We start from the raw sequence: 21,127 nt of genomic DNA on the forward strand, positions 1-21,127 counted from the left end.
TGTCAAAACTCCTTTCGTTATCAAAACGTAATGATTACGTTTTATAATTATATTCTACTCCCTCTTATACAACTTGTCAAAAAACAAGCTTTCTTAGTCAGGAAGAATAATCTAAAAATGGTGGAGAATAATAAGCATCATGAAAAAGAGAAGCGATAAGAAAGGCGGAGAAAAAATTGACTGATCTCGTTTTAGCTAGAAGCCTGTTCGGCACAACCATGGGCTTTCATATTATTTATGCCTCGCTTGGCGTTGGCATCCCGCTAATGATTTTGTTAGCTGAACTCATCTTTCAAAAAACGAAGGACCCGCATTATGCCATCATGGCCAAGCGATGGACAAAAGCACAAGCTGTTCTATTAGGGGTCGCCATCCCAACAGGTACTATTGCTGGTACGCAGCTTGCCCTTTTATGGCCAGGTTTTATGGAGGTTATCGGAAAAGTCATGTCACTGCCATTCCAGATTGAAATCTATGCGTTCTTTATAGAAGCATTATTTATGTCTATTTATGTGTACGCAGCGGATCGCCTATCAAATGCAATGCGCATCATTACGGTTATTTTTATCGTCATTGGTGCAGCTGCATCAGCGATTCTGATTACAAACGTACATGCTTTTGAAGGGACACCTGCTGGCTTTCAGATGGTGAATGGTGAAATCACAAATATCGAGCCTTGGAAGGCCTTTTTCAATCCGAGCTTTGCTGTGACTGCTACACATGTTGTGCTGTCTGCTTTTACAACAGGTGCTTTTGTCATTGCTTCCGTTGCAGCTTTTAAAATGCTCAAAACTAAAAAAAACGAGAAGCTCTATTCATTTCATCGAAAAGCCCTTTTTCTTGGACTCATTGTAGGAGGACTTTTCTCTTTTCTCACAGCCTTAAATGGCCACGAATCTGCTCAGCTTCTGTATGAATATCAGCCTGAAAAGCTGGCTGGAGCTGAAGGTTTATTTGAAACTCAATCACATGCGCCTCTTGCAATAGGTGGTTTTACGGATGCTGATGCGCAGGAAATTAAAGGTGCGATCGAAATTCCTTGGGCGCTTAGTTTTCTTGCAGGAAATAGCTTCGATACGGTGGTCAAAGGGTTAAATGATTTTCCCCGTGACGAGTGGCCGCCTTTATTTATACACACATTATTTAACGGCATGGTCATTATTGGATCGGTGCTCATTCTATTTGCGGTATTGGCACTGCTTTACCGTAAAATTTTAAAACGTGAAAAATTTCCGAAGTGGCTTCTTTTTCTTTACTTATTCGGCGGGCCTCTTAGCCTTTTGGCTATTGAATTTGGCTGGATCTTTGCTTGTACAGGCCGTCAGCCATGGGTCATTTATCGAATGCTCAAAACCTCCGAGGTTGTCACATCATCTGGCTCGATCGGGACACTTTTTATCCTTTTTGCCATTGTCTATCTCATCTTAGGCATAGCAACCGTTATTGTGCTGACGTACTACTTTAGGAAACATACGATTGAAGAAGACCTACGGTTAACAGAATCTTAAAAAGGGAGCGATCTTGATGCAAATGGATGTTACAACTGATGCGCTCATTGCAATCACCATCTTATGGGGATTCGTTTTTATCTATGCAGTGATGGCATCAATGGATTTCGGCGCAGGATTTTGGTCGATGATTTATATGAATAGAGAACAAACAAAGGCAGCTAATATCGCGAATAAGTATCTTTCTCCAACTTGGGAAGTGACAAACGTTTTTATTGTGGCCATCGTTGTCGCATTGTTCAGCCTGTTTCCAGGTGCGACCTTTGTACTTGGTACCGTTTTATTAATACCCGGCAGCATCATCTTATTGCTTCTTGCACTACGAAGCGGGTTTCTCGTGTTTTCTCATTCACTGCCTAAGAAATACCGAAAAGCGGTGACTTATATTTCAGGGATCAGCGGCTTTATCATTCCGTCCATCCTGATCATGGTTCTCCCAATTACCCATGGTGGATTTATCTTTCAGGAGAACAACGTCTACTCTTTAGATCTTGGACTGGTTTTTACAAGTGCAAATGTTTATTCTTTTGTCGGCTTTGCCATCTTCAGTACCCTTTTTCTTTCGTCCTTGCTTTTAGCTGATTTCTCTAATGTAGCTAATGAAGATGAAGCTTACAGCATTTATAGAAGAGGGGCGCTCATTACAGGTCCACTTTCACTCATGATGGCCTTTTTTATCATGCTGACATTACGAAGCGAGGCGAATTGGCTGTTCACAAAAATGATGCAGAACATCCCTATTCTTCTTGTATCTCTCCTAATGTTCCTGCTAGCAGGACTAGCTCTATTTTTACCAAACAGCCGTTTTAAGCATCGGAAAGGGAGACCACGCCTTGCCGTCATTGCGATTACCATTCAATATTTCTTAGCAAGCTATGTGTACGGGCGTGCTCACTTGCCTTACATGGCCTATCCAGATATTACAATTATGTCTGGATTTACAGACCCTGTCACATTTAGGGCATTATTTATCACCTATATTGTAGGTTTTATCATCTTATTTCCTGGGTTCTATTTCTTCTGGAAATTATTTATGAAGGATAAGCGCTATATTCGTCAGGAAGATTAACATGAATGGACGAGCTTCATTTCGGTTACATTATAGATGAAAGACATACTCAAAAGGAGGTCATCTGTATGAGTCAAAAAATCCTTTGTGAAGTCAATAACTGTTCCTATTGGAATACTGGAAACCGCTGTGGTGCAGATGCAATCTATGTCGTCAGCCACACAGGAAATACGGCTGAGAAAAGTGAAGAAACGGATTGTAAAACGTTTAAACCACAAGATCTTTAAGTCTCATTAAAGGAGGCGCTTCAATTTGAAACACGATCGGCTGCTTCAAACGTTTTTTGACGAAATTCATGACGCGGATGAAGCCGCATTCCATCAAGCCGCTCACTCCTTTTTAAACCTTTGGGATTATGAATATGGACATGCAGCAAACATGCCCAATGAAATGCATCAGTATATCGGACAGCTTGCTTATGACAGCGAGCTGGTAGAAGAGTAAGAAAGAGCGGTTCACCGCTCTTTCTTTTTGTTCAGACAGGAAGGAAAAACTTTCCCTCACTATACATCCATTCTATTGGATAAGCAAAAGGTGATTTCTTCGTTTTTATCTCACAAAATCATGTTTTGTAAACACGTCGATTTTATCTGAAAACGAACGGAGCGCTTGGTAATCAACTTCCACGCCCATTCCTGGCGAGCGAGGCACCTCAATAAATCCATTTTCAACCTTAATTTCAGGAAAAATGATATCCTGCTCCCAAAATTTTGACGAAGCTGAAATATCACCGGGAATTGTAAATTGAGGAAGTGAAGCAAGTGCCACGTTCTGCGCGCGGGAAATACCTGTTTCAATCATCCCCCCGCACCATAACGGAATTTTATGCTCCTTACTGAACGTATGAATTTTAAGAGCCTCTGTCAGTCCGCCAACTCGTGAAGGCTTCACATTAATAATTTGACAGCTGCCAAGCTCTACAGCTTTTCTGGCATCATCTAAAGAACAAATACTTTCATCTAAACAAATCGGCGTTTTTAAATGCTTTTGCAAATGGCGATGGTCCACAATATCATCTGCAGCTAGAGGCTGTTCAATCATTAATAAGCGAATATCATCGAGCTGTTTAAGCTTGCTAATATCTTTTAATTCATAAGCAGAGTTTGCATCTGCCATTAATGGCAGATCAGGAAAAGACTCTCTGATCTTTTGAAGAAGTCCAATATCTTGTCCTGGTTTAATTTTCACCTTCACCCGCTGATAGCCTTGATCAACAAATTGCTGAATTTGCTCAAGCATATCGTCAATAGGGCCTAACCCCGCCACAACACCAGATGGTATTCTATCTTTTGTGCCGCCTAATACATCGCGTAAAGACTTATTCTCACGCTTCGCATAAATATCCCAAACAGCCGCTTCAATGCCTGCTTTGGCCATCCTATTGCCTTTAAATTGATACAGACTGTCAGGTATTTCTGAAGGATGTGTAAAGGTGCGTGTCAGCACGTTCGGGATAAAGAAAGCCCTCAGCATATGATAGCAAGTCTCAATTGTTTCTTCTGTATACCACGGAGAAGAAAAAGCAGATACCTCTCCCCATCCAGTCAATCCTGTTTGATCTTTTACTTCAACAATAATAAACTCACGCTCTGAAATGGTTCCAAGACTTGTTGTAAATGGTTGTTTAAGCTTCATCGTGACATGATATAAAATTACTCGTTCAATTTGAATCATTTGAAAACCCCTTTGATCTGAGTCTGTGCCTTTGCAATTTATTCGACGCATTTCTTGGGAGCTCATCCACAAAGTGAAAAGCGGCGGGCCATTTATATTTGGCTAAATGCGACTCACATAAAGCATAGAGCTCATTCTCCGGTATCTTATCATCTGTTACAAGGAAAGCAGCCGGTACCTCTCCCCATCTATCATCATACATACCCGTTACTCCGGCTTCCTTTACATGCGAATGTGTTAGCAGCACCGCTTCAATTTCCGCAGGATAAATATTTTCTCCGCCAGAAATAATCAAATCTGAACGACGGTCAAGCACAAATAAGAACCCTTCCTCATCCACATAGCCTATATCACCCGTTTTCAGCCAGCCCTCATGTAAGGCAGCCGCGGTCGCTTCTTCACGGTAAAGGTATCCTTTCATCACATTTGCACCTTTCACCATAATTTCGCCATGCTCAAAAGGACGACAAATGCGATCACCATCTTGAATTTTCAGCTCACACCCAAAAAGAGGTTTTCCCGCTGACCCAAGCTTCTCTACACTAAATTCAGGCGCAAGCGTCACAATTTGTGAACAGGTTTCCGTCATACCGTACGATTGAAAAACAGGAAAGCCCTTCTCTTTGCTTTCTTGAAGCATCGCATATGGCGCAGGTCCTCCGCCTAATAAAAGACAACGCAAAGAAGACGGACATTCTTCTAGTCTGCTTAATAACCGAGATAACATCGTCTGCACAACAGAAATCATCGTAACACGATGCCGTTCAATAGAACCCTTTACTTCATCAACGTCAAACTTCTGATGAAGCACGACTGTCATTCCATAGATTACAGACTTAAATAAGGCAGATAAACCGCTAATATGAAAAAGAGGCAGGGCAATGAGCCAGCGGTCATCCTCTCTGAGACCCAAATTCAATGCAGAGGAAACAGCACTATGAAAATGATTGCCAAACGTTTGCTCTACACCTTTTGGACGTCCTGTTGTCCCAGATGTATACATGATGGTTGCTGTTTCATTCAAATCAAATTCGCTCTCGATCTTTTTTTCATGGCCTTTCCCTGGTTGAGGTAAAGTTTCCATTGTATAAACGGGTAAATCACCCTTATGATCGCTTGCATAAATAGATTCCGTTAATAACGCCGCTGCTTTTGCATCTTCTAGCTGATAGCGCCTTTCAGCTTTTGTCAGCTTATTATTCAATAGCACGATTTTTAATCCTAATAAAAAACACGCATGTACAAGCATCACCATGTGAGGATGATTGTTCATCAAAAGCGCAACTGTTTCCCCTCTTTTCAATGATGCCTGTGCAAGTCTATTTGAAAGCTCGTCCGCTTCTTGAGCTAATTCGTGAAATGTCCACTCTTTCTCTTGATAAATAAGTGCGACTCGATCTGGTGTTAAATAGGCACGGTGCAGCAGCCAATTAGGTTGCTTCATCATGAGACACCTCCTTTTCGTAAAAGAAAACAGCTTAGTCTGATGCACTAAGCTGTTGTTCATTAATATCATTGAATCAAGGGAAACGCGGGAACTGACCGAAGTCCGGCTTGCGTTTTTCCTTAAAGGAATCGCGTCCTTCTTTTGCTTCATCTGTTGTGTAATAAAGAAGTGTCGCATCTCCTGCAAATTGCTGAATTCCAGCTAATCCATCCGTATCTGCGTTAAATGCAGCCTTCAAGAATCGTAAAGCAGTCGGGCTCTTTTCTAGCATTTCCTCACACCACTTTACTGTTTCCTCTTCAAGCTGATCTAATGGGACAACTGTGTTAACAAGTCCCATATCAAGCGCTTCTTGTGCATTGTATTGACGGCATAAGTACCAAATTTCTCTTGCTTTCTTATGACCTACAATACGTGCAAGGTAGCCTGAACCGTAACCGGCATCAAAGCTGCCTACTTTTGGACCTGTTTGTCCAAAAATCGCATTATCTGCTGCAATTGTCAGATCACATACTATGTGGAGAACGTGTCCGCCTCCGATTGCATAACCTGCAACCATCGCAACAACCGGTTTTGGAATCACACGAATCAAACGCTGTAAGTCTAATACATTTAGACGTGGAATTTGATCGTCTCCTACATAACCGCCATGGCCGCGGACTTTTTGGTCTCCACCAGAACAGAATGCTTTTCCGCCAGCACCTGCAAGTACGATCACACCAACTTCTGAATTATCACGAGCTCGTGAAAATGCATCAATTAATTCACTTACAGTCTTTGGGGTAAACGCGTTATGTACGTGTGGACGATTAATCGTAATCTTTGCGATCCCATTATACGTTTCATATAAAATTTCGTCATACTGACGCTCAGTTTGCCATTCAATAGCCATCAATATTTCCTCCTCTAATCTTGCGCTAAAATAAACTCACTTACTATTTTACCAAAAAAATGTGGTTGTTCCACATGAACTGTATGCCCAGCATGCTCAGCCAAAATGAATTGACTTCCTTTCAGCTCCTGCTGCATACGTTTGCCGATATGGCAGAACTTTTCATCAAGCGTTCCGCAAATGAGCAAAACAGGCAAATGAATATGCTTTAATGCCTTCCAAACAGAGGGCTGTGAACCTGTTCCAATTCCTTCTAAGCTGCGAGCAAGCCCAAGAGGATTCGCTTTGAGTCTTCCCTCTCTCAGTTGAGCCTGCTTTTCCGCTGATAAAGCTTTCTGCGAAGCAAACAAAGGAATGCTCTCCCAAAAATCCACAAACTTCACTAAGCCTTCATGCCTGATTTTTTGGGCGAGCTGATGATCATGCTTCAGTCTTGCCATCCGCTCTTTAAAAGTGCGAAGCCCTGGAGACGTACTCTCAAGGATCAATTTATTGACACGATCTGGATAACGAGTGGCAAATGATAAAGCAATACGCCCTCCCATAGAATATCCGAGAATATTCACTTTGTGAAGCTTTAATTGGTTTAAAATCTCTGCAAGATCTGCCAGCTGCTGAGACATCGCATATCTTCTCACACTTTCTGGCGAGTCCGTACGCCCATGTCCGAGCAAGCTGACCTGAATCAGTCTTGTATTCTCCAAATTAGCATTCAAGAACGTCCAAGACGCTGCACTTCCAGTGAAGCCGTGTAAGCATAATGTGGCATTTGCTGCCGATGGGTTCTGATCCACCACTTCGTACGCAACCCCATCACGCATTCTTATGATGAGAGAAGGCATTCTTTTTTCACTTCTTCCAATATGTCATCCATCATTTGACGATGCTTGTCTACACGGGAATGACGATCTGTTTCAATTTCAATTAAATGAAGCCCAGGTTCATCGATATGCGCCATATACACATCATGCAACTCTTGTTTCGTTGCGGGTTTCGAATAGGTTCCCCCATATAACCTCGATGCATACTCAAAATTCAGTCCTGTCGGCGTTCCAAAGAGCTTTTCATAATACGGTTCATCAGACGCCTGCGGAAGGAAAGAAAAGATACCTCCCCCATCATTGTTTATCAAAACAACTGTCAAAGGAATGTCCATCAGCTTAGCTGCAAGCAGACCGTTCATATCATGGTAAAATGATAAATCTCCAATGACCAAAGTGACAGGCTGCTTCAAAGCTGCATACGTGCCAAGTGCTGTAGACACAACGCCGTCAATGCCATTTGCTCCGCGATTCGCCATCATTCGAAAAGGCTTGGACTGAGTTTCAAAAAATGTATCTACATCACGAATCGGCATACTATTTCCGATAAAAAGGACGCTCTCCTTTGGCAAGAGGTGCTGAAGCTGACGGTACACATTCCCTTCAAAGGACAAATCCTCATCTGAATAGCTGGCTGCATTCGTTCTGAATGAAGAATTAGCATTCTGCCATCGGTTTAAGAAACTTGTCTCTTTACGCTGTACTGCTTGCTTTAATACTGCTTCTACAAAAGCAGCCACATGACTTTCTATAACGTATGAAGCACTTAACCCTGGATCACGGAAACCTCCGGCAGCATCTACAACAATCTGCTTCACTTCCGCATGTTTTTCCAGCCACTTGAATAAAGGCTTAGATACAGGCATCGGTCCAAAACGAATGACCATATCCGGCAATAGATGCTGCTGTAATGCTTCATCTTTTAATAAAGAATCATACGCATCGATAATGAGATCTTCATTTTCATGCCCGTTGCGCAAAAGAGAAAGTGGGTCAGCTAAAATAGGTAAATGCAGGGCTTTCGAAAGGCGTAAAACCGCCTCTTTTTCTTCCTGTGTATGAAGTTCACCAGCCACAATCAATCCCTTTTTGGATTGGTTCATGACGGTTACGATTTCAGACATCACCCGATCATTAGGGAAAGCCTGACCTGATGCTAATACCTTTTTCGTATCCTCTTTTTCTCGCGCGAAAGGATCAATAGACAGATCAGGAAGCAATGGCTCTCTCAGAGGTACATTGACCTGAACAGGCCCCTTTGGCTCCTGCATCGACATGTGATTTGCTCTCGCAGCTGCCGTCTGAACATAACGCAGCATCGTTTGACTGTCCTCCGGCAATGCTAAGTCTGTGAACCATTTAACAAACTTACCGAATAAGAATTGCTGATCAATCGCTTGAGGTGCCCCAACTTCCCTCAATTCGTGCGGCCGATCAGCAGTTAAAACAATAAGAGGTACACGAGAATAATGCGCCTCTACAATGGCTGGGTAAAAGTTAGCAGCTGCCGTACCTGATGTACAAATAAGCAGCACTGGTGATTGACTTGCTTTTGCAAGACCAAGCGCATAAAAAGCAGCAGACCGTTCGTCCACTAAAACATGAACATGGATGTCTTGATGAGCAAGGGCCAGCATCGCAAGCGGAGTTGAACGAGAACCAGGACAGACAACTGCCTCTTTCACACCACCTTGGACGAATTCATCCATCAATCTGCCTATATATGTTGTCATGATGTGATTATTCAATAGGATGACCTCCAAGAGCAGACAGCATTGGTCTTAACTTCACTTGTGTTTCTTCATACTCCTGCTTTGCAAGGGAATCCTCTACAATTCCGCAGCCAGCGAACAAACGAACTCGGTCTTCCTCAATAAGACCTGACCGAATGGCTACAGCAAATTCTCCATTATCCTGAGAATCAATCCAGCCTACGGGCGCTGCATACCAGCCGCGCTTGAGCGGTTCGATTTCACGAATCACTTCAACCGCCATTTCCTTTGGATATCCGCCTAGTGCCGGCGTAGGATGGAGCTGCTCAATTAATGAAAAGAGGGAACAGCTGCTTTTAATTTCTCCCACAATCGGTGTAAACAAATGCTGAATGTTTTTTGTTTTATAAAGACTTGGTTGATTTGGTTTATGCACGTGAAGGCAATTCGCTTCAAATGCTTGCTCAATCATATTGACAACAATTTGATGTTCAATCAAATTCTTCTCATCATGCAGCAGTTCCTCGCCTAATGCGTGATCCTCCGCTTCATCTTTTCCGCGAACAATGGAGCCTGCTAAACAGGAGGAAAAGACCTCTCCGCCGCTTTTTTTCACTAAGCGTTCCGGCGTGGCTCCGACAAATGCTTGTCTTCCCTGTTCAACCGCAAATACATAACTCGTTGTTTGATGCTTTAATAATTCCGCTAATAGTGGAGCGAGTTCAATTTGATTTTTATATTGAAGCAAGACTTCTCTTGCTAAAACAACCTTTTCATATTCATTTGCACGAATGTGGTCTGTCGCTTCTTCGATCGCCTTCATCCATTCCTTCACATCCAGCTCTTCCACATGAACAAGTTCAGCTTGTCCACCAGTCCGTACTGGCAATGTCTCGAAACGAGAGGCTTTTTGTTCTAATTCCTGAATAAGCTGATGAACATTCCCGTCCACCTGCTTCCACTCATTGATCGTAAGAAAACTGCCTTCTTTTGAGACAGTCAGCATGATCGATGGCACAAAAAAATGAGCCTCGCCAAATGCTTCCCAATGACGCGCCTTTTCTTCATACGGATCAAACGAGAATCCTCCAAATAAAAGCGGACCAACAGCCGCTTGCTTTAACTCCTTTTCATCATGAAAATGGAACATGTGCTGCTTGAGCTGTTCCCATTCTTGATGGACTATATCGAATCGTTCCTTGCCTTGCTTAGATGATTTAATGACGGCCGCTCTGCCAAGTCCAGAAAATATCATTTGGCTTTCTGGATCAGACCAAAAAAACCGCTCGCCTAAAAAATCCGCTTCGCCGCTTTGGAAAAAGGCAAGAGGATCCAGATCGTCAACTCTTCTGGAGTAGCTTATCAAAACAGCATGGTTGACGTTATTCGCTTCTTCTAATGTCGCAAGCGCTTCCTGCCGGAAAGTACTTTGCACTGTTGTCACCATGATACATTCCTCCAAAATCCATGAATTACATAAAAAATAAAAACATAATGAAAAAATACATGAACATTCGAATATGTCGAATGACCTGCTTTTCTATTATAAACCTTAATAGATGAACTTAGTAAAGAAAACAGCTTCTAAATCCTCGAATCCTTATTATATCACGCTTTCAAGATTTTTTCGCTCTTGCTTATTGAAACGAGAGCATCTAAAGCAAAATGGCAGGACCGTTCTAAAATCAAGCTTTCCTTCGATATGGCAACGATTAGCAAACATCTTTTTCCCGATTCATCGCATCAATATATTGACACCTTTTTGAACTTTGCTAAACTGGAATTTGGACGTGTACGTATTTTTTTATTTAAAGGAGTATATTTTATGCAGCATCAATCGATATCAGATCAGCTTTCACCAATAAAGCCTGATAAAAACTGGCGAATTTGGTGGAATTTACTACGACCGCATACACTAACAGCGGCATTTATTCCCGTTACTTTAGGAACTGTTTTAGCACTTCCAAGTGGTCAAATACATGTTGGGCTATTTTTAGCCATGCTGTTTGCATCTATGTTTATCCAAATCGCAACAAACATGTTTAATGAGTACTTTGATTATGTTCGCGGGCTGGACAACGAGAAATCTGTCGGCATCGGCGGAGCCATTGTAAGAAACGGTGTGAAGCCAAAGACAGTCCTCAGCCTCGCTTATGCACTATTTGCACTTTCTTTATTACTTGGGGTCTATATTTGCATGATGTCTAGTTGGTGGATTGCATTAATAGGACTTATTTGTATGGCAGCAGGCTATTTCTATACTGGCGGCCCTGTACCAATTGCATATACACCGTTTGGAGAACTTGTTTCAGGTGCTTTTATGGGATTAGGGATCATCCTGATTAGTTTCTATATCCAAACAGGCACACTGACGTCTAAAGCGGTTCTCATTTCACTACCAATTTCTATTTTAGTTGGTGCCATCTTACTGTCGAACAATATCCGTGATTTAGACGGGGATAAGGAAAATGGACGAAAAACACTTGCCATCCTTGCTGGACGTAAAGCTGCAGTGAACATTTTACTTTCCATGTTTTTGGTATCATACGTACTCATTTTTGTTTATATCTTCACAGATATCGTCGGTCTTTGGAGTCTTCTTGTTTTACTCAGTGTGCCAAAAGCCTATACAGCCATTAAAGAGTTTAAGCAAAAAGAAAAACCGATTGAATTAATGAATGCCATGAAATCTACAGCTCAAACCAATACATTTTTTGGTTTTCTGCTGACGATCGCTTTGATCTTACAATACTATATCGCGTAACAAAGAACGCCTGCAGCCGCAGGCGTTTTTTTAATTAGGAATTGCTTCAAATTGGAACTAGTCTTACATACAAAATTGCTCATACTAACAATATGTTTGATATGAAAGGATGATCGCTTTGTTGTCAAAAGACGAATTACATCATTTGAAGCAGCGCCTTCTTGATGAAAAGAAAGAACTTGAAGCCAAAAGCCATGACGATGAACAGAAAGTATCCTTTCCTTACGATTCAGTCGGAGAACTGTCTGCCTATGATAACCACCCGGGCGATCAAGGGACAGAGCTGTTCGAGCGTGGGAAAGATATTGCTTTAAACAGCTTGGAACATGAACATATGTTAGATATCGATGAAGCACTTCAAGCCATTGCAGACGGCTCTTATGGACTTTGCAAGGTCTGTAAGGCCCCTATTCCAAAGGAACGCTTAGAAGCCTTGCCTACTGCCGTCACATGCACAGAGCACTCAAAAGAACAGACCGTTTCACAAAACCGTCCGATTGAAGAGGATTTATTAAGTCCGCCAGCTGGACAATTTGAAAATGAAGAAAGTGCTGCGTACGACGGAGAGGATGCCTACCAAGACGTAGAACGCTACGGAAACTCTGATACCCCGTCTGATATGGAATTCCCACCTTTGACATACGATGATGTGTATACACAATCAGAAGATGAAGATTATGTGGAGGACTACGAAGGATTCGCAGCTGCTGATATTGAAGGAAAAGCAAGCAAGGTGTATCCGAACAAAGCACACGAGGCCTATGAAGAAGCATTAGACGAAGAAGGTGTCATGACGGTATTTGGTGACTTGAAACCGTACGAGGAAGAACCTTATACAGAAGAAAATCATTAGTCCCCTCATATTGGGGGCTTTATGTTTATATCATGTAATGATTGGGAAATCACTTTAAGAGTGAATTTGATTGGAGGAGATTCTTGATGGCTAGAAAAAGTATCATTTGGGCGATTGTCGTCTTCTTTATTACATACGCACTATTCTCTATTGCCGGATTTTTGTTCCCCATCGACAGAGAATGGTATGACGCATTAAATAAACCAGAATGGACACCTGGTGGCGGTGTGATTGGTGCTGTGTGGGCTGTCTTATTTGCACTCATCTCATTGTCCGCAGCGATCATTTATGGAAAATATGGATTCCAAAAAATCACTTTACCATTTTGGATTCTTTTCCTTTTAAATTACGTATTCAATCAAGCCTTTAGTTTTTTTCAATTTACACAAAAGGATTTGTTTGTGGCTACGATCGACTGCCTGCTCGTTGCACTGACAGCACTTGCACTTGTCATCGTCTCACGTAAACTAAGCAAAGTCGTTCCAATTTTACTGATCCCTTATGTCTTATGGGGCTTCTTTGCGACATACTTGTCTTATACGATCTATTCCATGAATATGTAAAAAAAGACCGCCATGATAGCGGTCTTTCGTTTTGAAGAAAACAAAAAAGAGATCTTTGACAAGATCTCTTTTAAAAATGACCCGTACGGGATTCGAACCCGTGTTACCGCCGTGAAAGGGCGGTGTCTTAACCGCTTGACCAACGGGCCAGATCAATGGCGGAGAAGGAGGGATTTGAACCCTCGCGCCGCTTACGCGACCTACACCCTTAGCAGGGGCGCCTCTTCAGCCACTTGAGTACTTCTCCATTTGGCTCCGCAGGTAGGATTCGAACCTACGACCGATCGGTTAACAGCCGATAGCTCTACCACTGAGCTACTGCGGAAGATCATGGTGGGCCTGAGTGGACTCGAACCACCGACCTCACGCTTATCAGGCGTGCGCTCTAACCAGCTGAGCTACAGGCCCATGAACAGATATACAAATGGAGCGGGTGATGGGAATCGAACCCACGACATCAGCTTGGAAGGCTGAGGTTTTACCACTAAACTACACCCGCAAAAATATGTATGGGGCGATTGATGGGAATCGAACCCACGAGTGCCAGAGCCACAATCTGGTGCGTTAACCACTTCGCCACAACCGCCATACTATGAATATTTTTATAAAAGTGGCTCGGGACGGAATCGAACCGCCGACACACGGATTTTCAGTCCGTTGCTCTACCAACTGAGCTACCGAGCCAAGTATTCTTTTGAAAAATGGCGGTCCGGACGGGACTCGAACCCGCGACCTCCTGCGTGACAGGCAGGCATTCTAACCAACTGAACTACCGGACCATTTTGGTTGCGGGGGCAGGATTTGAACCTGCGACCTTCGGGTTATGAGCCCGACGAGCTACCGAACTGCTCCACCCCGCGATGATATGGGTTTTAAAAAAATATGGCGGAGGAAGAGGGATTCGAACCCCCGCGGGCTTTGACACCCCTGTCGGTTTTCAAGACCGATCCCTTCAGCCGGACTTGGGTATTCCTCCGTATAGATGGTGGACCTTGTAGGACTCGAACCTACGACCGGACGGTTATGAGCCGTCTGCTCTAACCAACTGAGCTAAAGGTCCTTTATAGCGGCGGAGGGGATCGAACCCCCGACCTCACGGGTATGAACCGTACGCTCTAGCCAGCTGAGCTACACCGCCATGATCAAAATAATCTTTTAAAAAGTGGAGCCTAGCGGGATCGAACCGCTGACCTCCTGCGTGCAAGGCAGGCGCTCTCCCAGCTGAGCTAAGGCCCCATAAAAGATGGTCGGGAAGACAGGATTCGAACCTGCGACCCCTTGGTCCCAAACCAAGTGCTCTACCAAGCTGAGCTACTTCCCGATCTTAATGGCGCGCCCGAGAGGAGTCGAACCCCTAACCTTTTGATCCGTAGTCAAACGCTCTATCCAATTGAGCTACGGGCGCTTATTTATAATGCCGAGGGCCGGACTTGAACCGGCACGGTAGTCACCTACCGCAGGATTTTAAGTCCTGTGTGTCTGCCAATTCCACCACCCCGGCGTGGATGGTATAAGCGGAAGACGGGATTCGAACCCGCGACCCCCACCTTGGCAAGGTGGTGTTCTACCACTGAACTACTTCCGCATTACAGGATTTCTTTATTTTATTTGGCAATGCGGGTGAAGGGACTTGAACCCCCACGTCATAAAGACACTAGATCCTAAGTCTAGCGCGTCTGCCAATTCCGCCACACCCGCATGAAACATGGTGAGCCATGAAGGACTCGAACCTTCGACCCTCTGATTAAAAGTCAGATGCTCTACCAACTGAGCTAATGGCTCGCTTTAAAAGCGACTTGTCTATCTTACCATATGAAAGTGGTGCCGGCAAGAGGACTTGAACCCCCAACCTACTGATTACAAGTCAGTTGCTCTACCAGTTGAGCTACACCGGCTTTATCTATCCTAACATTATGTAAGAATAAATATGGTGGAGGATGACGGGCTCGAACCGCCGACCCTCTGCTTGTAAGGCAGATGCTCTCCCAGCTGAGCTAATCCTCCACTATGTAAGAATCTCTCGATCCGACAAAGATTATTATATACAGGTTTTAATCATTTGTAAAGGCTATATTAAAAAAATTTTATTTCAATTTTCATTGCGTTATTTTTTAACAAAAGATCGTCATATCACCTATTCATACAGCTGCTGTTCAACGTTCAACAGCTGAACTTTTCTCTCCTCTATATTCTCTTTCAAAACGTTCAATTCCTTCAGAAATATTAGCAGTCTCTCATTTTTATACTTTAATGATATAGGTATCTCTTTAGACGTAAAGCATTTATAGAAGTCGAATAGACTTACACATCTTAAATTTAATTAAAGATATATGGAGTGCCCCTATATAAGCTCATACTCTGTCTCTCTATTGTTTTGTATAGATAAGGTTTTATGCCATGAACATCTTTAGGTTCAAGTGTTTCACATGCTACGCTTGGACATAAGAAGGTGCAACGATCTTTCATCAAACAAATGGAATTAGATAAAGTATGATGCATGAACCTCAATCTGCACAAAAAAGACCAGTTCCAAATGGAACTGGTCCTGATAGAAGCTTGGCGGCGTCCTACTCTCACAGGGGGAAACCCCCAACTACCATCGGCGCTGAAGAGCTTAACTTCCGTGTTCGGTATGGGAACGGGTGTGACCTCTTCGCTATCGCCACCAAACCTGATGGAGAGAATGTTCTCTCAAAACTAGATAACAATGTTCATGCTTCACAAATGAATATAGGTTAAGTCCTCGATCTATTAGTATCTGTCAGCTCCACGTGTCACCACGCTTCCACCTCAGACCTATCAACCTGATCATCTTTCAGGGATCTTACTTCCTTGCGGAATGGGAAATCTCATCTTGAGGGGGGCTTCATGCTTAGATGCTTTCAGCACTTATCCCGTCCGCACATAGCTACCCAGCGATGCCCTTGGCAGAACAACTGGTACACCAGCGGTGCGTCCATCCCGGTCCTCTCGTACTAAGGACAGCTCCTCTCAAATTTCCTGCGCCCGCGACGGATAGGGACCGAACTGTCTCACGACGTTCTGAACCCAGCTCGCGTACCGCTTTAATGGGCGAACAGCCCAACCCTTGGGACCGACTACAGCCCCAGGATGCGATGAGCCGACATCGAGGTGCCAAACCTCCCCGTCGATGTGGACTCTTGGGGGAGATAAGCCTGTTATCCCCGGGGTAGCTTTTATCCGTTGAGCGATGGCCCTTCCATGCGGAACCACCGGATCACTAAGCCCGACTTTCGTCCCTGCTCGACTTGTAGGTCTCGCAGTCAAGCTCCCTTGTGCCTTTACACTCTGCGAATGATTTCCAACCATTCTGAGGGAACCTTTGGGCGCCTCCGTTACATTTTAGGAGGCGACCGCCCCAGTCAAACTGCCCACCTGACACTGTCTCCCTGCCCGATAAGGGCAGCGGGTTAGAAGGTCAATACAGCCAGGGTAGTATCCCACCGATGCCTCCACCGAAGCTAGCGCTCCGGTTTCCAAGGCTCCTACCTATCCTGTACAAGCTGTACCAACATTCAATATCAGGCTGCAGTAAAGCTCCACGGGGTCTTTCCGTCCTGTCGCGGGTAACCTGCATCTTCACAGGTACTATAATTTCACCGAGTCTCTCGTTGAGACAGTGCCCAGATCGTTGCGCCTTTCGTGCGGGTCGGAACTTACCCGACAAGGAATTTCGCTACCTTAGGACCGTTATAGTTACGGCCGCCGTTTACTGGGGCTTCAATTCGCACCTTCGCTTACGCTAAGCGCTCCTCTTAACCTTCCAGCACCGGGCAGGCGTCAGCCCCTATACTTCGCCTTACGGCTTCGCAGAGACCTGTGTTTTTGCTAAACAGTCGCCTGGGCCTATTCACTGCGGCTTCTCGGGGCTTTAACACCCTAAGAAGCACCCCTTCTCCCGAAGTTACGGGGTCATTTTGCCGAGTTCCTTAACGAGAGTTCTCTCGATCACCTTAGGATTCTCTCCTCGCCTACCTGTGTCGGTTTGCGGTACGGGCACCTCTCACCTCGCTAGAGGCTTTTCTTGGCAGTGTGGAATCAGGAACTTCGCTACTAAATTTCGCTCGCCATCACAGCTCAGCCTTTATGGGAAACGGATTTGCCTATTTCCCAGCCTAACTGCTTGGACGCGGATATCCAATACCGCGCTTACCCTATCCTCCTGCGTCCCCCCATTGCTCAAATGGTGAGGAGGTGGTACAGGAATATCAACCTGTTGTCCATCGCCTACGCCTTTCGGCCTCGGCTTAGGTCCCGACTAACCCTGAGCGGACGAGCCTTCCTCAGGAAACCTTAGGCATTCGGTGGACGGGATTCTCACCCGTCTTTCGCTACTCATACCGGCATTCTCACTTCTAAGCGCTCCACCAGTCCTTCCGGTCTGGCTTCACAGCCCTTAGAACGCTCTCCTACCACTGTTCGTAAGAACAGTCCGCAGCTTCGGTGATACGTTTAGCCCCGGTACATTTTCGGCGCAGAGTCACTCGACCAGTGAGCTATTACGCACTCTTTAAATGGTGGCTGCTTCTAAGCCAACATCCTGGTTGTCTAAGCAACTCCACATCCTTTTCCACTTAACGTATACTTTGGGACCTTAGCTGGCGGTCTGGGCTGTTTCCCTTTCGACTACGGATCTTATCACTCGCAGTCTGACTCCCAAGGATAAGTCATCGGCATTCGGAGTTTGACTGAATTCGGTAACCCGGTAGGGGCCCCTAGTCCAATCAGTGCTCTACCTCCGAGACTCTTACCTTGAGGCTAGCCCTAAAGCTATTTCGGAGAGAACCAGCTATCTCCAGGTTCGATTGGCATTTCACCCCTACCCACACCTCATCCCCGCACTTTTCAACGTGCGTGGGTTCGGGCCTCCATTCAGTGTTACCTGAACTTCACCCTGGACATGGGTAGATCACCTGGTTTCGGGTCTACGACCACGTACTCATGCGCCCTATTCAGACTCGCTTTCGCTGCGGCTCCGCATCTTCTGCTTAACCTTGCACGGGATCGTAACTCGCCGGTTCATTCTACAAAAGGCACGCCATCACCCGTTAACGGGCTCTGACTACTTGTAGGCACACGGTTTCAGGATCTATTTCACTCCCCTTCCGGGGTGCTTTTCACCTTTCCCTCACGGTACTGGTTCACTATCGGTCACTAGGGAGTATTTAGCCTTGGGAGATGGTCCTCCCGGATTCCGACGGAATTTCACGTGTTCCGCCGTACTCAGGATCCACTCTGGAGAGAACAACATTTCAGTTACAGGGCTGTTACCTTCTTTGGCGGGCCTTTCCAGACCTCTTCGCTTATATCGTTCCTTTGTAACTCCGTATAGAGTGTCCTACAACCCCAAGAGGCAAGCCTCTTGGTTTGGGCTGTTCCCGTTTCGCTCGCCGCTACTCAGGGAATCGCATTTGCTTTCTCTTCCTCCGGGTACTTAGATGTTTCAGTTCCCCGGGTATGCCTTCTCATACTCTATGTATTCAAGTATGGATACTACTCCATTACGAGCAGTGGGTTTCCCCATTCGGAAATCTCCGGATCAAAGCTTGCTTACAGCTCCCCGAAGCATATCGGTGTTCGTCCCGTCCTTCATCGGCTCCTAGTGCCAAGGCATCCACCGTGCGCCCTTTCTAACTTAACCATTTCTTACTTTAGAAAGAATCACTATGTGTGATGAACTTTGCATTGCATTCAATGTGAATGTATTACTTATTGTTATCTAGTTTTCAAAGAACAATCCTGTCTCGCTAGAGACATGTTTTGAAGGAATGATCCTTCAAAACTAAACAAGACGAAAACGTACGCTGCTCCATATATCCTTAGAAAGGAGGTGATCCAGCCGCACCTTCCGATACGGCTACCTTGTTACGACTTCACCCCAATCATCTGCCCCACCTTCGGCGGCTGGCTCCATAAAGGTTACCTCACCGACTTCGGGTGTTGCAAACTCTCGTGGTGTGACGGGCGGTGTGTACAAGGCCCGGGAACGTATTCACCGCGGCATGCTGATCCGCGATTACTAGCGATTCCAGCTTCACGCAGTCGAGTTGCAGACTGCGATCCGAACTGAGAACAGATTTATGGGATTGGCTAAACCTTGCGGTCTTGCAGCCCTTTGTTCTGTCCATTGTAGCACGTGTGTAGCCCAGGTCATAAGGGGCATGATGATTTGACGTCATCCCCACCTTCCTCCGGTTTGTCACCGGCAGTCACCTTAGAGTGCCCAACTGAATGCTGGCAACTAAGATCAAGGGTTGCGCTCGTTGCGGGACTTAACCCAACATCTCACGACACGAGCTGACGACAACCATGCACCACCTGTCACTCTGTCCCCGAAGGGAAAGCCCTATCTCTAGGGTTGTCAGAGGATGTCAAGACCTGGTAAGGTTCTTCGCGTTGCTTCGAATTAAACCACATGCTCCACCGCTTGTGCGGGCCCCCGTCAATTCCTTTGAGTTTCAGTCTTGCGACCGTACTCCCCAGGCGGAGTGCTTAATGCGTTAGCTGCAGCACTAAGGGGCGGAAACCCCCTAACACTTAGCACTCATCGTTTACGGCGTGGACTACCAGGGTATCTAATCCTGTTCGCTCCCCACGCTTTCGCTCCTCAGCGTCAGTTACAGACCAGAGAGTCGCCTTCGCCACTGGTGTTCCTCCACATCTCTACGCATTTCACCGCTACACGTGGAATTCCACTCTCCTCTTCTGCACTCAAGTTTCCCAGTTTCCAATGACCCTCCCCGGTTGAGCCGGGGGCTTTCACATCAGACTTAAGAAACCGCCTGCGAGCCCTTTACGCCCAATAATTCCGGACAACGCTTGCCACCTACGTATTACCGCGGCTGCTGGCACGTAGTTAGCCGTGGCTTTCTGGTTAGGTACCGTCAAGGTGCGAGCAGTTACTCTCGCACTTGTTCTTCCCTAACAACAGAGCTTTACGATCCGAAAACCTTCATCACTCACGCGGCGTTGCTCCGTCAGACTTTCGTCCATTGCGGAAGATTCCCTACTGCTGCCTCCCGTAGGAGTCTGGGCCGTGTCTCAGTCCCAGTGTGGCCGATCACCCTCTCAGGTCGGCTACGCATCGTCGCCTTGGTGAGCCATTACCCCACCAACTAGCTAATGCGCCGCGGGTCCATCTGTAAGTGACAGCCGAAACCGTCTTTCATCCTTGAACCATGCGGTTCAAGGAACTATCCGGTATTAGCTCCGGTTTCCCGGAGTTATCCCAGTCTTACAGGCAGGTTACCCACGTGTTACTCACCCGTCCGCCGCTAACATCCGGGAGCAAGCTCCCTTCTGTCCGCTCGACTTGCATGTATTAGGCACGCCGCCAGCGTTCGTCCTGAGCCAGGATCAAACTCTCCGAGGTATGCAGGATGCATATCACACATGCGTTGCTACTACACGATGTAGTGAACTTAGCATGTAATCATTTCCTGCCTCGTCAGCGTTTGACTGACTACCTATGAAGTATCATAGGATTTTTTTATAAAAACTCGAATTAACAGGTACGTTTTGTCTTGTTTAGTTTTCAAAGATCATCTTCGCCGTCTCTCAGAGGCGACTTTATTAATATAACATTCTATCAAGATAAAGTCAACAACTTTTTTCTTAATGTTATTTATCAACCGCGCTGTTTCAGCGGCGAATACAAATATAACACCTTTTGAAAGAAGAAACAAGTATTTTTTCTAAATAATTTATTTTTCCTTATCTCTTCCTATATATCGATACAAATGCTGCTCATCTCGGGAATTGTCTATTGTTGATCCTGCAGGTCTTTAGTATATTTATATTAGA

At 45.1% G+C, this 21,127-nt stretch carries 13 protein-coding genes, 21 tRNA genes and 3 rRNA genes; 7 read left to right on the forward strand and 30 right to left on the reverse strand.

Annotation, left to right across the window (positions count from 1 at the left end; genetic code table 11):
• Positions 1 to 176: 176 nt before the first annotated feature.
• The 4 genes from NST59_RS14055 (at position 177) to NST59_RS14070 (ending at position 3,021) form a co-directional block, all read left to right on the forward strand.
• Positions 177 to 1,508 carry a cytochrome ubiquinol oxidase subunit I gene (locus NST59_RS14055; protein WP_073978701.1) on the forward strand — a complete coding sequence of 444 codons (1,332 nt, stop codon included), beginning with the start codon at positions 177 to 179 and terminating at the stop codon, positions 1,506 to 1,508.
• Between the two features lie 22 nt (positions 1,509 to 1,530).
• Positions 1,531 to 2,577, forward strand: coding sequence for a cytochrome d ubiquinol oxidase subunit II (locus NST59_RS14060; RefSeq protein ID WP_169510868.1), 1,047 nt, complete (start codon positions 1,531 to 1,533; stop codon positions 2,575 to 2,577).
• Positions 2,578 to 2,645: 68 nt separating this feature from the next.
• On the forward strand, positions 2,646 to 2,804 hold the full coding sequence (locus NST59_RS14065; RefSeq protein WP_008342921.1) for a DUF1540 domain-containing protein: 159 nt from the start codon (positions 2,646 to 2,648) through the stop codon (positions 2,802 to 2,804).
• A gap of 25 nt (positions 2,805 to 2,829) precedes the next feature.
• On the forward strand, positions 2,830 to 3,021 hold the full coding sequence (locus tag NST59_RS14070; protein WP_041086813.1) for a hypothetical protein: 192 nt from the start codon (positions 2,830 to 2,832) through the stop codon (positions 3,019 to 3,021).
• A gap of 105 nt (positions 3,022 to 3,126) precedes the next feature.
• Here NST59_RS14070 and menC read toward each other — a convergent pair whose 3' ends face one another.
• From menC to NST59_RS14100, 6 genes are all read right to left on the reverse strand, one after another.
• Positions 3,127 to 4,251, reverse strand: coding sequence for an o-succinylbenzoate synthase (menC, locus tag NST59_RS14075; protein ID WP_039180908.1), 1,125 nt, complete (start codon positions 4,249 to 4,251; stop codon positions 3,127 to 3,129).
• Entirely contained in the window at positions 4,238 to 5,698 is a 1,461-nt protein-coding gene (locus tag NST59_RS14080) for an o-succinylbenzoate--CoA ligase (RefSeq protein ID WP_341040781.1), read from the reverse strand. The genes menC and NST59_RS14080 overlap by 14 nt, the downstream gene beginning before the upstream one ends.
• Before the next feature lie 73 nt (positions 5,699 to 5,771).
• Entirely contained in the window at positions 5,772 to 6,590 is an 819-nt protein-coding gene (gene menB / locus NST59_RS14085; protein WP_039180914.1) for a 1,4-dihydroxy-2-naphthoyl-CoA synthase, read from the reverse strand.
• A gap of 14 nt (positions 6,591 to 6,604) precedes the next feature.
• On the reverse strand, positions 6,605 to 7,432 hold the full coding sequence (gene menH / locus NST59_RS14090) for a 2-succinyl-6-hydroxy-2,4-cyclohexadiene-1-carboxylate synthase (RefSeq protein WP_126681434.1): 828 nt from the start codon (positions 7,430 to 7,432) through the stop codon (positions 6,605 to 6,607).
• Complete coding sequence (gene menD, locus NST59_RS14095) at positions 7,414 to 9,159, reverse strand: 2-succinyl-5-enolpyruvyl-6-hydroxy-3-cyclohexene-1-carboxylic-acid synthase (protein WP_341040782.1); 1,746 nt, start codon at positions 9,157 to 9,159, stop codon at positions 7,414 to 7,416. The genes menH and menD overlap by 19 nt, the downstream gene beginning before the upstream one ends.
• Positions 9,152 to 10,570, reverse strand: coding sequence for an isochorismate synthase (locus NST59_RS14100; RefSeq protein ID WP_341040783.1), 1,419 nt, complete (start codon positions 10,568 to 10,570; stop codon positions 9,152 to 9,154). Before NST59_RS14100 ends, menD begins: the two co-directional genes overlap by 8 nt.
• 378 nt (positions 10,571 to 10,948) lie before the next feature.
• Here NST59_RS14100 and NST59_RS14105 point away from each other — a divergent pair, with 378 nt between their 5' ends.
• From NST59_RS14105 to NST59_RS14115, 3 genes are all read left to right on the forward strand, one after another.
• Complete coding sequence (locus tag NST59_RS14105; RefSeq protein ID WP_039183276.1) at positions 10,949 to 11,887, forward strand: 1,4-dihydroxy-2-naphthoate polyprenyltransferase; 939 nt, start codon at positions 10,949 to 10,951, stop codon at positions 11,885 to 11,887.
• A gap of 118 nt (positions 11,888 to 12,005) precedes the next feature.
• The gene (locus NST59_RS14110) at positions 12,006 to 12,740 is read left to right on the forward strand and encodes a TraR/DksA C4-type zinc finger protein (protein ID WP_058838175.1); all 735 of its coding nucleotides are present in this window, start codon (positions 12,006 to 12,008) and stop codon (positions 12,738 to 12,740) included.
• 86 nt (positions 12,741 to 12,826) lie between these two features.
• Positions 12,827 to 13,303: a TspO/MBR family protein gene (locus tag NST59_RS14115; RefSeq protein ID WP_024424942.1), complete on the forward strand. Its 477-nt coding sequence runs from the start codon at positions 12,827 to 12,829 to the stop codon at positions 13,301 to 13,303.
• 77 nt (positions 13,304 to 13,380) lie between these two features.
• Here the strand turns inward: NST59_RS14115 and NST59_RS14120 are convergent.
• The 24 genes from NST59_RS14120 to NST59_RS14235 all read right to left on the reverse strand — a co-directional run bounded on the left by NST59_RS14120 (position 13,381) and on the right by NST59_RS14235 (position 20,696).
• Positions 13,381 to 13,452, reverse strand: a tRNA-Glu gene (locus tag NST59_RS14120).
• 7 nt (positions 13,453 to 13,459) lie between these two features.
• A tRNA-Ser gene (locus NST59_RS14125) sits at positions 13,460 to 13,550 on the reverse strand.
• Between the two features lie 3 nt (positions 13,551 to 13,553).
• Positions 13,554 to 13,628: transfer RNA gene (locus NST59_RS14130), tRNA-Asn, on the reverse strand.
• A 6-nt stretch (positions 13,629 to 13,634) separates the two neighbouring features.
• Positions 13,635 to 13,711, reverse strand: a tRNA-Ile gene (locus NST59_RS14135).
• Positions 13,712 to 13,728: 17 nt separating this feature from the next.
• A tRNA-Gly gene (locus NST59_RS14140) sits at positions 13,729 to 13,802 on the reverse strand.
• A gap of 11 nt (positions 13,803 to 13,813) precedes the next feature.
• Positions 13,814 to 13,889, reverse strand: a tRNA-His gene (locus NST59_RS14145).
• A gap of 25 nt (positions 13,890 to 13,914) precedes the next feature.
• A tRNA-Phe gene (locus NST59_RS14150) sits at positions 13,915 to 13,987 on the reverse strand.
• Between the two features lie 18 nt (positions 13,988 to 14,005).
• Positions 14,006 to 14,082, reverse strand: a tRNA-Asp gene (locus NST59_RS14155).
• Between the two features lie 4 nt (positions 14,083 to 14,086).
• Positions 14,087 to 14,163, reverse strand: a tRNA-Met gene (locus NST59_RS14160).
• A gap of 23 nt (positions 14,164 to 14,186) precedes the next feature.
• A tRNA-Ser gene (locus NST59_RS14165) sits at positions 14,187 to 14,279 on the reverse strand.
• 7 nt (positions 14,280 to 14,286) lie between these two features.
• Positions 14,287 to 14,363 (reverse strand) — tRNA-Ile (locus tag NST59_RS14170).
• A 4-nt stretch (positions 14,364 to 14,367) separates the two neighbouring features.
• A tRNA-Met gene (locus NST59_RS14175) sits at positions 14,368 to 14,441 on the reverse strand.
• Between the two features lie 25 nt (positions 14,442 to 14,466).
• Positions 14,467 to 14,539, reverse strand: a tRNA-Ala gene (locus tag NST59_RS14180).
• An 8-nt stretch (positions 14,540 to 14,547) separates the two neighbouring features.
• Positions 14,548 to 14,624 (reverse strand) — tRNA-Pro (locus tag NST59_RS14185).
• A 7-nt stretch (positions 14,625 to 14,631) separates the two neighbouring features.
• Positions 14,632 to 14,708, reverse strand: a tRNA-Arg gene (locus tag NST59_RS14190).
• Between the two features lie 10 nt (positions 14,709 to 14,718).
• A tRNA-Leu gene (locus NST59_RS14195) sits at positions 14,719 to 14,804 on the reverse strand.
• Positions 14,805 to 14,816: 12 nt separating this feature from the next.
• Positions 14,817 to 14,888 (reverse strand) — tRNA-Gly (locus NST59_RS14200).
• A 30-nt stretch (positions 14,889 to 14,918) separates the two neighbouring features.
• A tRNA-Leu gene (locus NST59_RS14205) sits at positions 14,919 to 15,001 on the reverse strand.
• 8 nt (positions 15,002 to 15,009) lie between these two features.
• Positions 15,010 to 15,085 (reverse strand) — tRNA-Lys (locus NST59_RS14210).
• 37 nt (positions 15,086 to 15,122) lie between these two features.
• A tRNA-Thr gene (locus tag NST59_RS14215) sits at positions 15,123 to 15,198 on the reverse strand.
• A gap of 33 nt (positions 15,199 to 15,231) precedes the next feature.
• Positions 15,232 to 15,307 (reverse strand) — tRNA-Val (locus NST59_RS14220).
• Positions 15,308 to 15,857: 550 nt separating this feature from the next.
• Positions 15,858 to 15,973 (reverse strand): 5S ribosomal RNA (gene rrf, locus NST59_RS14225).
• 61 nt (positions 15,974 to 16,034) lie between these two features.
• Positions 16,035 to 18,965: ribosomal RNA gene (locus NST59_RS14230) — 23S ribosomal RNA — on the reverse strand.
• Positions 18,966 to 19,147: 182 nt separating this feature from the next.
• Positions 19,148 to 20,696 (reverse strand): 16S ribosomal RNA (locus tag NST59_RS14235).
• Together the 16S, 23S and 5S rRNA genes form the textbook arrangement of a ribosomal RNA operon.
• Between the last annotated feature and the right edge of the window lie 431 nt (positions 20,697 to 21,127).

The organism is Bacillus sp. FSL R5-0439, from assembly GCF_038008805.1.
Taxonomy (GTDB): domain Bacteria; phylum Bacillota; class Bacilli; order Bacillales; family Bacillaceae; genus Bacillus; species Bacillus safensis.